The organism is Microbacterium sp. RD1, assembly GCF_052220165.1.
Taxonomy (GTDB): Bacteria; Actinomycetota; Actinomycetes; order Actinomycetales; family Microbacteriaceae; genus Microbacterium.
Window position 1 is genome coordinate 999,539 of sequence record NZ_JBQPOL010000001.1, and the last position, 12,873, is coordinate 1,012,411.

Sequence of the window (12,873 nt, forward strand, 5' to 3'; positions counted from 1 at the left end):
AATCGGGAGGAAGAGACGATGAACGCAGGGCATTCCGCGTCGGCCGTCTGGTTCGCGCAGCCGCGCCGCGCAGAGCTGCGACCCGAGCGCATCGCCGCGCCCCTGCCCGACGAGGTGCAGGTGCAGGCGGAGGTCTCGCTCGTCAGCGCCGGAACCGAGATGACCGTGTACCGGGGTCAGACGGTGAGCCCGGGCGAGGTCGAGCTGGAGACCATGGCGGGAACGCACCCGTTCCCGGTGAAGTACGGCTACCAGGTGGTCGGTCGTGTCGTGGCGACCGGGGACCGCTCCGGCTTCGGCATCGGGGATCGGGTGTTCTGCTATCACCCGCATCAGAACCTGTTCAACTGCTGGATCCGGACCCGGGGCGTCGACTTCATGGTGGGGTCGGCACCGCTGGTGTTCCCCATCCCCGACACGGTGAGCTTCGACCAGGCGGCCTTCGCGAACCTCTTCGCCGTCGCGTTCAATGCGACGCTCGATGCGCCGGTGCGCTACGGGGACGTCGTCGTCGTCTCAGGCCTCGGGGTCATCGGCCACTTCCTCGCCGGCCTTGTGCGTCCGATCGTCGGCAAGCTCGTGCTCATCGACCCACTCGAGTCGCGCCGGGAGCGCGCACGCTATCTCGGCGCGGATGCGGTGGTTCCTCCGCAGGACGCGGCCGCCGCGGTCGCTGAGCTGTCCTCCGGCCGTGGTGCCGATCAGTCCTACGAGGTGAGCGGCGCGGCCGCGGCACTTCAGACCATGATCGACGTGACCGGCCAGGAAGGCACCATCGTCGTGGTGTCGTACTACGGTTCCCGGGAGGTGAGGCTGCGCCTGGCCCCCGAGTTCCACTTCCGGCGCCACCGCGTGATCAGCTCCTTCGTTGGCGCGATCGGATCCGGCCTGCAGGCGCGCTGGGACGACGAGCGGCGGATGAGCGCAGTCATGGACTTGCTCGCCGGCGTCGACGTCTCCCGTCTCCTCAGCCATCGCGAGCCGTTCGCGAACGCGCCCGCGGCCTACGAGCGGATCGATCAGCACCCGGAGGAGACGCTGGCGATCCTTCTGGACTACCGCGGAGGGGATCTCCGATGACGGTCGCGTATGACGCCTCCGCCGGCGACGTGGCGGTCCTCACGCTCGATCGGCCCCAGGCGCGCAACGCCATCGACTCCCGGACCGCGAGCGAACTGTCGGACGCGATCGACCGGGCGCTGGCCGACGACGAAGTCGGCGTACTCGTTCTGACCGGCCGGGGCGATGCGTTCTGCGCGGGGATGGATCTGAAGGAGTTCGCTGGCGTGTCGGCTCCCACCGTGGTTGGCGCACCGCAGCATCCGGAGTGGGGCTTCGCGGGGATCGCCCGTCGCTACGTCGACAAGCCGGTGATCGCGGCCGTCCGCGGCCCCGCCATGGGCGGCGGAGCCGAGATCGCCCTCGCCTGCGACCTGATCGTGGCGGATGACAGCGCCTCGTTCGGGTTTCCGGAGGTGACCCGCGGGATCATCGCCGCCGGCGGCGGGACGCTGCGCGCACCCACCGCCATCCCGCAGAAGATCGCGATGGAGCTGCTCCTCACCGGCAGGCCGGTTCGCGCGCGTGAGGCCTACGAGTGGGGCCTGGTCAATGCGGTCGTCCCCGAGGGCACGCATCTGGATCGGGCCATCGCCCTGGCCAGACGGATATGTGCGAACTCGCCCGCCGCGGTGCGCGCCACGAAGCGGCTGGTCCACACCGTGTGGGGCATGCCCGCTCGCGACGAGCATGCCTGGGCGCACATCGCCGATGCGTGGGATGAAGTGATCGCGTCCCGCGATCTCGACGAGGGCGTCGAAGCCTTCGTACAGAAGCGGTCGCCGGTGTGGCGGCCGGCCCCCCGAAAGGACGTCCTGTGATCCGCCATATCGTCGTGTTCAAGCTCGAAGGGGAATCCGCCGACGTCCGCGCCGGTCGGGTCGCCACCCTCAAGTCGACTCTCGAGCCGCTGGTGGCACTGCCCGGCGTGCGCTCCCTGCGCGTCGACGCGGACACGACGGGTATCGACAGCCATTGGGATGCCGTCCTGCTCTCCGAGCACGACGACTGGGACGCCCTCGCGGCCTACCAGACACACTCCGACCACAAGAAGGCGCTCGACGTCGTCGCCGCCATCGCCTCGGCCAAGGCCGTCGCCGACTACGTCGTCTGATCAGGAAGAGCTCACCGTGTCACACCCTCGCATCGCCGTGCTCGGCGCGGGCGCGAACGGCGCCTCCATCGGCGCAGACCTCACCCGTGCCGGTCACGACGTCACGCTCATCGAGCAGTGGCCCGAACATGTGCGCGTCATGGCCCGCGACGGCGCCACCATCGTCATGCCCACCGAGACGCTCACCGTGCCGGTGACCGTGTACGACCTGTGCAATGTCGCCACGTTCACCGAGCCGTTCGACATCGTCCTGCTGCTCATGAAGGCGTACGACACCCGGTGGGCCGCTGAACTGATCAAGCCGCATCTGACCGAAGACGGTCTCGTCGTCGGCGTACAGAACGGAATGACGGTGGCCGACGTCGCGGCCGTCGTCGGAGAGTCGCGAACCATGGGCTGCGTCATCGAGATCACCTCGATGATGTTCGATCCCGGCATCATCGAACGGCATTCGCCCAGCGACCGATCCTGGTTCGCCGTCGGCAGCGCCTACCCGCAGACGCGGGGACGGGAGGAGGAGGTCGCAGAGCTGCTGCGCGCAGTCGGAACCGTCGAGGTGGTCGACGACATCCTGTCGGCCAAATGGATGAAGCTCGTCAGCAACGCCACGACTCTCGTCACCACCGCCCTGCTGGGGCTCCCGATGACCGAGGCGGCGGCGATCCCCGAGATGCGTGAGCTCATGCTGCGCTCGGGGAACGAAGCTCTGGCGGCGGGTCGAGCACAGGGATACCGCATCCTCCCGATCTTCGGGCTGCGCCCGGAGGACGTCGCCGATCCTGACACGGTCGTCGAGGTGCTGCTGGAGACCCTGCTCGGCGGCTTCGTCCTGCCTTCGTCGAAGACGACGATCCTCCAGGACTGGATCAAAGGGCGCCACAGCGAGGTCGACGATCTCAACGGACGGGTCGTGGATCTTTCGCTGAGGCACGGACTGTCCGCCCCCGTCAACGCGGCGGTGGTGGAAATCGCACGGCGGATCGAGCGCCACGAGCTCGAACCCGGTATCGACAATCTCGCCTTGCTCAGGCAGCTGGCGGCAGAACCCTCTCGATAGAAGGCAGGCAGAACAACAATGAGCGAGACAATCGCGTGGATCGGGCTCGGACGGATGGGCACGGCGATGGTGGAGCGGCTCCTGGCCGCCGGCAGGGACGTCGGAGTCTGGAACCGGACCGCCAGCAAGGCCGATGTGCTTGTGGCGGCGGGTGCGACGCGGCTGGATGCCGTCGCCGACGCCGCCCGGTACGACGTGATCGTCACCATGGTCTCCGACGACGCGGCGCTGCGCACGATCCACTCCGAGTCGGGCCTGCTGAACGGGCCGGTTGCCGGGCGTGTCTGGATCGACTGCTCCACGGTCTCGGTGGAGGCCGCGCTGGCCGCGGCGGCGGCCGCCCGCGCGGCCGGTGCCGCGTACGTGTCGGCGCCGGTGAGCGGCAATCCGGGTGTCGTGCACACCGGCAACGCCATCTTCGCGATCTCCGGGGATGATGAGGCGGCGGTGGACGCCGCCGAACGGGTGATGTCGGACATCGGCCGCAAGGTGTACCGCGTCGGCCCGGGCGCATCCGCCAACGTCGTCAAGCTGTGCACGAACGCCGTCCTGTCGGTCATCATGCAGTCCCTCGCCGAGGTGGCTGTGCTCGCCGACGGGCTCGGGGTGCGTCGGGCGCAACTGATGGAATTCATCAACGACAGCGCGGTGGGATCGCCGCTCACGCGCTACAAGACGCCGAACATCGTCGAACTGGAGTTCCCGCAGACCTTCTCGCCGTTCGGGCAGCGCAAGGACATCCGTCTGGCCCTCGCAGCGGCGTCCGACAAGGAGATCCCGATGCCGGTGCTCTCGGCGACCGAGGTGGAGTATTCGCGGTTGGTGGCCTCGGGACTCGGGGAAGGGCTCGACTACGCTGCCCTCGTACTTCAGGTGGCACGAGATGCCGGCATGCAGCTGCGCCCGGAGCGCGCGGCATGAGCGCGGCGATCACCGCGGCGGTGTACCACGGCATCCGCGACGTGCGTGTCGAGGAGCACCCGATGCCCCGCGTGCGACCCGGTGAGCTGCTTCTCAAGGTGGGGACAGTCGGCGTCTGCGGGTCCGATTCCAACGAGTGGGCTTACGGGCCGCACCAGTACCCGTTCGAGGTGCCTCACCCCGCCACAGGCCATGTCGGACCGATCGTCCCCGGTCACGAGTTCTCCGGCACGGTAGTCGAGATCGGGGACGGGGTCGATTCGGCGTGGCTCGGCCGGCGAGTTGCATCCTGCGGCTCTGTCGCCTGTGGGGAATGCGCTGCGTGCCTGCGCGGGGAGACCAATATGTGCGCGCGCTACGCCGGGGTGGGATTGCATCGGGACGGCGCTCTGGCGCACTACGTCACGACGCCGGTCGAGAGCTGCGTGTCCATCGACGGCCGCGGGATCTCTCTGGACGAGGCCGCGCTCTGCCAGCCGATGGCGATCGCCGTGCACTGCGTCGCCCGCGCCGGGGACGTGGCCGGCCAGACGGTGCTCGTCCAGGGCGTGGGAGGGATCGGGGCGTTCCTTACCTACGCGCTGGCGAGTGCCGGCGCGGATGTGGTCGCCGCCGACGTAGACGAGGAGCGCCTCGACATCGCCGCGGAGTTGGGCGCCGCGCGCACCGTGCGGGTGGCGGGCTCGCCCGAGGACGGAGCCCGCATCCTCGAGGCCACCCACGGCAGCGAGATCCGGGTGATCTTCGAGGTCAGTGGTTCTGCTGGCGGCATGAAGACCGCATTGCAGATCGCGCCAAAGGGCGCACGGATCGTCGTCGTCGGGATGCAGAAGGGCCCGATCGACATCGATCTGCGCCCCGTCACGCTCTACGAGCGGTCCCTCATCGGTACGAATGCGCAGATCCGGGAGCGCGACTTCCCGCGTGCGGTCGACCTCATCGCGAGCCGACCGGGCGGATGGTCGCGCATTGCGCCTCGCGTGATCCCGCTGCAGGACATCGTGGGGTCGGCCCTGCAGCCCATGAGCGAAGGACGTGCCCCGGCCATCAAGATGCTCATCGACCCCTGGGCCGAGAAAGCGCGACCCACGCGGGTGGGCGAGTCCCCCTGACTCGCTGCGGGTTGCCCAGTCTGGTTGTAACTGTTATGGTTACAGTCAGATAGGGAGGATGGGTGACATGAGCGCGAACAGCCGGCTCACGATCGCTGCGCACGCGCTGACGTGGATCGGACTGTACCAGCGCCGCGGACACTCCGTCGCCACGTCCGAACAGGTGGCCAAGAGCGTCAACACCAACCCCGTCGTCATCCGCCGCCTGCTCACCGAGATGCGCACGGCGGGCCTCGCTGAGTCGCGGCGTGGTGCCGGTGCGGGATGGACCCTCTCGAGAGACATGGCCGACATCACGCTGCTCGATGTCTATCGGGCGATCGAACCGGGGCCGCTGTTCGCGCTCCACCGCTCCACGCCCGACCCGGACTGCGTCGTGGGCTCGGGCATCGGCTCGGCAATGACGGCGGTGTACTCCCAGGTCGAGGACGTGCTCCATCAGCAGCTCGGCAAGGTGACGCTCGAGGATGTCCTCCGCGACGTTCTGAACGCCGCCTGACCGGGGCCTCCCGGGTCGGGATTTTCCAGGCCACAGTCGTAACAGCAATGGTTACAACAGAAAGGAAACGTGAGCGTCATGAAAGCTGTCATCCAGCGTGAAGCAGGCGACGCGGCCACCGTCGCGCACGTCGAGGACGTTGCTGACGCACCATCTCCGCGGACCCGCGATGTGCAGGTGCGGATCTCGGTCGCCCCCATGCACCGCGGCGACCTCGTGGGCACCCAGGCCCCGCTCGGTGAGGGTGTTCCCATCCGGCGGCTGGGCACCGAGGGTGCCGGCACCGTGGTCGCGGTGGGCGAGGCGGTGCACAACCTGAGCGTGGGTGATCGCGTCGCGGTCTTCCCCGCGGCCGGGACGTGGTCCGAGCGCGTGAACGTGCGCGCCGAGTTCGCGGTGCCGATCCCCGATGGCGTCTCCGACGAGACAGCGAGTATCGTGCTCGTGAACACCATCACCTCACGCGAGGTGCTGCGAGCGGTAGAAGAGGCCCGCGCCGAAGCCGGGGCAGCCGACGACGTGCCGCTCATCGTCTCGGCGGCCGCGTCCGCGGTGGGCAAGCTGATCGTCAAGCAGGCCCTGGACCGTCATTGGCCCGTGGTCGCTGTCGTGCGCAGCGAGCGGTCGGCACGCACCGTGCGCGAGGTCTTTCCTGAAGTCGCGGTGGTGATCACCGAGCGCGATTCCTGGCGAGCAGACCTGCGGGACGCGGTCGGCGGGCGCGTACCGGCGATCACGGATGCGCACGGCGGCACCTTCGTCCAGGAGATCCTGCCCTTCCTCCGCGACGCCGGCACGCTCGTGGTGTGGGGCGACCTCGCGGCCCAGCCATGGACCCTCACCACCTCGGACCTGCTCGTGCGCGAGCTGCAGATCCGGGCCGTGAGCATCTCCCGCTGGACGACTCGTCCCGAAGCGGTCCGCATCGCCGATCAGAAGGTCGCCGTCGAGATTGCGCTGCAGCATCCTGAACTGCTCGCGGTGCAGCACCCCGCCGCGCTCGACGACCTCGCCGAGGCGGTGGCCGCGACACGAGCGAACGCGGCGGGGATGACCCTGTTGCGGTTCGGAAAGGAGTAGGACGATGGAATTCACCACGATCGGAACGATCGGCGCCGGCGCCCCGGCGCGCGCCGTGGCCGCGCACGCCGCCAAGGCGGGCTACCCGGTGCTGCTCAGCAACAGCCGCGGCCCTCAGACACTCGAGGCGGCCGTGACGGCGGTCGGTCCGGGTGCGACCGCCGCCACGTTCGAGCAGGCCGCTGCGGCAGACCTGGTGCTGGTCGCGGTCCCCTTCATCAACGTGCCCGCGGTGGGCGAGCGCCTCGACGACTGGTCGGGACGCGTCGTGGTCGACATGACGAACCAGTTCGCCGAGGCCAACCCCTATCGCGGATTCGCGGACGTGTCGCCACTGACCGGCACTGAGTGGGTGGCCCAGCACTTCCCCGGCGCCACCGTCATCAAGGCCTTCAACGCCATGTTCTCCACCTTCATCGCGCCCGACCCGCGGCACGAGGAAGGTTCACAGGTCGTGTTCTTCGCCGGCGACGACACGGAGGCGAAGGCCGCTTTCGCCCGCTGGGGAGAGGGCCTCGGATTCGCTCCCGTCGACCTCGGGTCGCTGCGCGATGGCGGCGCCCTAATGCAGCTGGGCGGCGCCCTGAACGGCAAGCACTTCATCCAGCAAGGCTGACCCTGCGCATCTCGCACGGAATCGACCCGCACCACCTAGGAAAGGATCCCTCATGACCACCGACACCACCACCACCCGCACCGTCGCCGGGAAGTTCCTCGACGCCCTCGGACGCCAGGATCAGGACGCCATCCAGGACCTCTTCGCGGAGAGCATCGACTGGTACGTCCCCGGGAGCGGGACGCTGCCGTGGACGGGGCGGCGCAGCCGCCGAGACGAGGTGGCCGCCTACTTCTCCTTGATGTGGCCGCGCTACGTCCACGGCAAGAGCGAGGTCTCCCTGGAAAAGACCCTCATCGACAACGGGGACGTGGTCTTCCTCGGCACCTTCGGCCACACCATCGCGGCATCTGGCCGGCAGTTCACCACGCCGGTGGCGATGCATCTGGTCGTCGAGGACGGCGAGATCACGGTGCTCCACCTGTACGAGGACACGCTGACCGTCGCAGAGGCGTTCGAGCTCGCGTGAGGCACACGCAGCACCACGTGTGCGATCGGGGCCGGCGTCGGACGACGCCGGCCCCATCCGCTGGTAGGCGATCTCCTATGGATGCCTGTCCAACTGTGGTCGAAGCCACATGGTGTGCGGAACGGAATGCGCTCACGATGGTTCGGTAGCTATTGCTGTCCCGCACTGGAGGGCGACTCATGGATGAGACAACACCGGCTCGACCGCTCCTCACCCCGGGCCAGATGGCGGTGGATTACGAGGTGCGCGTCGACTTCGATCGACTCCGGCGGTACCGTATCGAGCGCGCGCAGGCGGCGCTGGATGCCAGCGAGTGCGGAGCGTTCCTGCTCTTCGACTTCTACAACATCCGCTACACGACCCAGTCGTGGGTCGGTGGAGCCCTCGGCGACAAGATGATCCGTTACGCGCTGCTGACACGCCGCGACGACCCGCACCTGTGGGACTTCGGTTCGGCAGTTCGCCACCATCAGCTGTACTCTCCCTGGCTGAAGCATGACCATAACCACCCCGGCTTTCTGGGCTTCCGGGGTGCGGTCTCACCGGGCGCCGGGTTGATGGCGGATGCCGTCACGCAGATAAAGGGCATCCTGACCGATCTGGGTCTGGCCGACGCACCCGTCGGGATCGACATCGTGGAGCCGCCGTTGCTGTTCGAGTTGCAGCGGCAGGGTGTCCGCGTCGTGGACGCCCAGCAGCACATGCTCGATGCGCGCGAGATCAAGAGCGCGGACGAGATCATGCTGCTCAATCAGGCGGCGGCGATGGTCGACGGCGTATATCAGGACATCGTCGAGGCGCTGAAGCCTGGGGTGCGGGAGAACGAGATCGTCGCCCTCGCTGCCAAGAAGCTTTACGAGTACGGCTCCGACCAGGTCGAGGCGGTCAACGCGATCTCGGGTGAGCGGTGCAACCCGCATCCGCACAACTTCACCGACCGCATCATCCGGCCCGGCGATCAGGCGTTCTTCGACATCATCCACTCGTTCAACGGCTACCGGACCTGCTACTACCGCACGTTCTCGGTCGGTCGCGCCACCGGGCCGCAGCGCTCGGCGTACTCCCGCGCACGCGAGTGGATGGACAACGCGATCGGCGCCATCCGGCCCGGAGTGGGTTCGGACGAGATCGCGTCACTTTTCCCGACCGCCGAGTCGCTGGGCTTCGACGACGAGCTGTCCGCATTCGGGCTGCAGTTCTGCCACGGCTTGGGGCTGGGCCTGCATGAGCGGCCGATCATCTCGCGACTGAACAGCTACCGGGAGCCGGTCGAGTTGCGGGCTGGCATGGTGTTCGCAGTGGAGACATACTGCCCGGCGAGTGACGGCTACTCCGCCGCGCGCATCGAGGAGGAGGTCGTGGTGACCGAGGACGGCCCGGTGATCCTCACCAAGTACCCCGCAGAAGACCTCGTCGTCGCCAACCCCTACTGATCGCCGCAGGAGGTGAACGGTGCACAGGAGCCGGATTGCGATCCTCGGGTCGGGCGCGCAGGGGTCGGGCATCGCCGCCGACCTGATCTCGGCGGATCTGAACGTGACGCTCATTGAGCAGTGGCCCGCGCACGTGGAGGCGATGCGCTCCAGAGGCCTCGTGGTGCACGAGCCGACCGGAGTCAAGCACGTCGCGCCGCGCGTGCATCACCTGTGCGAGGTGGCAGAGCTGCGCACGCGGTTCGACATCGTCTTCCTCGTGGTGAAAGCGTACGACACCCGTTGGAGCACCGAGCTGATCGCTCCGTTGCTCTCGGAGGAGGGGGTCGTCGTCGGCGTGCAGAACGGTATGACCTACGACGCCATCGCCGACATCGTTGGCGCCGACCGTGCGGTCGGCGCGGTCATCGAGATGGCCTCGAACATGTTCGATCCCGGCATTGTGATCCGCCAGAACGCGGCGGACAGCGCCTGGTTCGCCATCGGCGGCGATGTCGACCCCGGACAGCTGGAGTCCGTCCGATCGGCCCTCGCGCACGCCGGCACTGTCGAGGTGCGTGAAGACATCCGCTCGGCGAAGTGGATGAAGCTCGTCGCCAACGCGGGCGAGCTCGTGCCGTCGGCGATCCTGGACCTGCCGCTCGCCGAGGCTGCAGCATTGCCTGGCGTGCACGAGTTCATGGTCGCGTGCGGGCGCGAGGCGGCGCAGGCGGCGGTCGCGGACGGCGCTAGGCTCGTTCCGATCTTCGGTCTGCCCTCCGAGGACCAGGATCCAGGCCGTTACGCCCGAGTCCTCCTCGGCGAGGTGCTGCAGCGGTTCTCACGTCCCGACACCCTCACGACGGTGCTGCAGGACTGGGCGAAGGGCCGGCGCTCCGAGTACCGGGAACTTAACGGCCACGTCGCGGAGGTCCTCCTCAGAGCCGGCCACAGGGCTCCATTCAACGCACGGGTGGCTGAGATCGCGGCGCGCGTCGAAAGCGGCGATCTGCAGCGCGGCGTGCACAACATTGACCACTTGCTCCGCGGGCAGCGTCGCCGTGCGGTGGGTGCAGAGCCGTAATCGTGGCGGTCACATGGCATTCGACGAACGTCGGCAGGCACAACCACGCCGCAGCACAGGAATTGCTGGCAGGCGGCAAATGGGTCGAGCCGTCCATCAGAGGAGGTCTGGGACTCGGCCTGAACCGGCTCGGCACGATGCTGAGCTGTTGCGCCCCATCCGGGCGCTCAAGAAGTCGATGACCTGGGCCGATCATGGCCCTTTCGGCAGCCAGTGTGAACAGCTTCGCCTCCGGGTAATCGCCTGTGGATCGATTGAGGCGCCTCGCACGCCAATCGCCAGAGCGACGCCCCGCTGGCTTGCTACCTGAGCGGCTGGGTTACGACATCTATAAGCACCGGGAACCCCTGGAAACAGTGAGATACCGGTGCTCTCGACTTGGGTCGTTCGCGCGGGGAGAGATCTGGAAGCCGCATCAAGGGCGCGTTGTGTGAGGAGTCGGCGTCACCGCCGTTGATCGACGCGCCCACTGAGCCCTTCCAGTTCGGCACAATGGTGAGATGCCTCGTTACGCGCGCCCGGCGGCCACGACGGGTTTGCAGGACCCGATCGCGGCACTCGGGTCGATGCTTCACGCGGGTGTGATCGGGTATCTCAGGACGAATGGTCCGGCTGGGCGGGCGGAGATCGCGCGTGCACTGGACCTTCCCGTAATGACGGTGGCTAACGCGCTCAGCTCGTTATATGCCGGGGGCCTGCTACTTTCGGACCCGCCCCTGAACGAAGCGCGTCAGGGGCAGCGGGTTGTGTACCGGGTGAACAATCCCGCGGTTTCAGAGATGTACCTTCAACTCGGACAGGCCATCGCCGAGCTCTAGGCAGTGCTCATTCCGGCCCCCACGTGCCCGCGCCTTGTCGCGTGTCGTGCCACGTTTCTGCCACGAATCGAGCGGGTCTGGTGGTGCCCGAGGAGTGCTCCTGACCACGCCGGGAGGCGGAATGACGCGGTTGATTCCGGTTCGATCCACCCCGACGCTAGTTCAAATCCCTCCGTCTCCGCCGAATCGCCCCGGTATCCGGGAGATGAGTTCCTCGGCATCGGCTACCGAGCCGCCGCTCGGCTGACCGACGTTGCCGCAGCAGGCGCCAATACGGCCGAACCAAAATAGGCCCGAAGCCGTGCAGCTGGCCCTCATCGCTAGTCGGATTAGGCGCGTGAGACGGCTGGATCGTCGACCTGTCGCTGGTCCAGGGAACGCATGGCGACGAGCTCCTTCTCACGCAGGAGCAGCACGGCGATGAAGCTGATCACAGCGACCACTGTCATATAGCCAGAGACGGCGAACACGGTGCCGCTGTCAGCGAGCAGTGCTGTCGCGATGACGGGCGCGAAGGCACCGCCGAGGATCGATCCGATCGCGGTCGCCAACGACGCACCGCTGTAACGGAAGGCGGCGGGGAAGAGCTCGGCGAACAGAGCGCACTGCGGGCCGTAGGTGAGTCCGAGGCCGGTGCACAGAATCACCACTGATAGCCCCATGAGCCATATGTCGCCGGTGTTGATAAGGAGGAAGAAGGGGAACGCCCACGCGATGAAGAGTGCGTATCCGACGAGGTACGTGTTGCGTCGTCCGAACCGGTCGGCGCACACACCGCCGACGAGATTCGATACGCACCATGTCGCGGCGCCTACCAGAGACAGGGTCAGCATCACTCCTCGGTCCAGTCCAAGACTTCCCGTCCCGTATGCGAGGAGGAAGGAGAGGAACACGTACCCGATCGCATTGCAGCCGACGAAAGTGAGGGCGGCGAGGATCAGCTGGCGGGGTGTTTCGCGGAAGACGCGAACGAGCGGCGCACGCTCCTGCCGTCGTTGGGTCGCGTTGATGAAGATCGGACTCTCGGAGACGCGAACGCGGATGTACATGGCGATGCCGAGAAGGATGATGCTCAGCACGAACGGAATCCGCCATCCCCACGCCGCGAAGGCGGTCGGTCCCACCGTGAGTTGTACCGCGAGGAAGACGCCGCTCGCCAGAATCAGGCCGGCCGGGGTTCCCGACTGCACCACAGATCCCCAGAAGCCCCGCCGACCGGTCGGTGCGTGCTCGACGGCCATCAGCGCCGCGCCGGCCCACTCCCCGCCCGCGCTGAATCCCTGCAGCAGTCGCAGCGCGACCAGCAGGATCGGAGCGAGGAGCCCCACCTGGTCGTACGTGGGGAGCAGGCCGATCGCCGCCGTCGCAGCGCCCATCATCGAAAGAGTCAGAACGAGGGTGGCTTTGCGGCCGATCCGATCGCCGAGGTGACCCGAGACTGCGGCGCCCAGAGGACGCGCCAGAAAGCCGATACCCAGGGTTGCGAAGGCGAGGAGTGTCTGGGTCGTGCCATCGCCCGTCGGGAAGAACGCCGCACCGAAAACCAGCGCCGATGCGGTACTGAAGATGAAGAAGTCGTACCACTCGATCATCGTGCCCAGGAAGCTGGACATGACTGCCCGCCGCAAGCCC

Annotated in this window: 13 protein-coding genes; 12 read left to right on the forward strand and 1 reads right to left on the reverse strand. The window is 67.6% G+C overall.

Annotated features, from left to right (window positions below):
- Positions 1-18 precede the first annotated feature (18 nt).
- The 12 genes from ACTU3I_RS04775 (at position 19) to ACTU3I_RS04830 (ending at position 10,423) form a co-directional block, all read left to right on the forward strand.
- The gene (locus tag ACTU3I_RS04775) at positions 19-1,080 is read left to right on the forward strand and encodes a zinc-binding dehydrogenase (protein WP_442924491.1); all 1,062 of its coding nucleotides are present in this window, start codon (positions 19-21) and stop codon (positions 1,078-1,080) included.
- Positions 1,077-1,880, forward strand: coding sequence for an enoyl-CoA hydratase/isomerase family protein (locus ACTU3I_RS04780; RefSeq protein ID WP_442924492.1), 804 nt, complete (start codon positions 1,077-1,079; stop codon positions 1,878-1,880). Before ACTU3I_RS04775 ends, ACTU3I_RS04780 begins: the two co-directional genes overlap by 4 nt.
- Positions 1,877-2,173, forward strand: coding sequence for a Dabb family protein (locus tag ACTU3I_RS04785; RefSeq protein ID WP_442924493.1), 297 nt, complete (start codon positions 1,877-1,879; stop codon positions 2,171-2,173). Before ACTU3I_RS04780 ends, ACTU3I_RS04785 begins: the two co-directional genes overlap by 4 nt.
- A 16-nt stretch (positions 2,174-2,189) precedes the next feature.
- Positions 2,190-3,230: a ketopantoate reductase family protein gene (locus ACTU3I_RS04790; RefSeq protein ID WP_442924494.1), complete on the forward strand. Its 1,041-nt coding sequence runs from the start codon at positions 2,190-2,192 to the stop codon at positions 3,228-3,230.
- Between the two features lie 18 nt (positions 3,231-3,248).
- On the forward strand, positions 3,249-4,151 hold the full coding sequence (locus tag ACTU3I_RS04795) for an NAD(P)-dependent oxidoreductase (protein ID WP_442924495.1): 903 nt from the start codon (positions 3,249-3,251) through the stop codon (positions 4,149-4,151).
- Positions 4,148-5,263: a zinc-dependent alcohol dehydrogenase gene (locus tag ACTU3I_RS04800; RefSeq protein ID WP_442924496.1), complete on the forward strand. Its 1,116-nt coding sequence runs from the start codon at positions 4,148-4,150 to the stop codon at positions 5,261-5,263. The genes ACTU3I_RS04795 and ACTU3I_RS04800 overlap by 4 nt, the downstream gene beginning before the upstream one ends.
- A 67-nt stretch (positions 5,264-5,330) precedes the next feature.
- Positions 5,331-5,762: an Rrf2 family transcriptional regulator gene (locus ACTU3I_RS04805; RefSeq protein WP_442924497.1), complete on the forward strand. Its 432-nt coding sequence runs from the start codon at positions 5,331-5,333 to the stop codon at positions 5,760-5,762.
- A gap of 78 nt (positions 5,763-5,840) precedes the next feature.
- Positions 5,841-6,842 (forward strand): alcohol dehydrogenase catalytic domain-containing protein, encoded by a 1,002-nt coding sequence (locus ACTU3I_RS04810; protein WP_442924499.1) that lies wholly within the window; start codon positions 5,841-5,843, stop codon positions 6,840-6,842.
- Between the two features lie 4 nt (positions 6,843-6,846).
- Positions 6,847-7,458, forward strand: coding sequence for an NADPH-dependent F420 reductase (locus ACTU3I_RS04815; protein ID WP_442924500.1), 612 nt, complete (start codon positions 6,847-6,849; stop codon positions 7,456-7,458).
- A 52-nt stretch (positions 7,459-7,510) separates the two neighbouring features.
- Complete coding sequence (locus ACTU3I_RS04820; RefSeq protein ID WP_442924501.1) at positions 7,511-7,927, forward strand: nuclear transport factor 2 family protein; 417 nt, start codon at positions 7,511-7,513, stop codon at positions 7,925-7,927.
- 179 nt (positions 7,928-8,106) lie between these two features.
- Complete coding sequence (locus ACTU3I_RS04825; RefSeq protein ID WP_442924502.1) at positions 8,107-9,360, forward strand: M24 family metallopeptidase; 1,254 nt, start codon at positions 8,107-8,109, stop codon at positions 9,358-9,360.
- A 19-nt stretch (positions 9,361-9,379) separates the two neighbouring features.
- Complete coding sequence (locus tag ACTU3I_RS04830) at positions 9,380-10,423, forward strand: ketopantoate reductase family protein (RefSeq protein WP_442924504.1); 1,044 nt, start codon at positions 9,380-9,382, stop codon at positions 10,421-10,423.
- A 1,147-nt stretch (positions 10,424-11,570) separates the two neighbouring features.
- Here ACTU3I_RS04830 and ACTU3I_RS04835 read toward each other — a convergent pair.
- Complete coding sequence (locus ACTU3I_RS04835; protein WP_442924505.1) at positions 11,571-12,854, reverse strand: MFS transporter; 1,284 nt, start codon at positions 12,852-12,854, stop codon at positions 11,571-11,573.
- Positions 12,855-12,873: the final 19 nt, after the last annotated feature.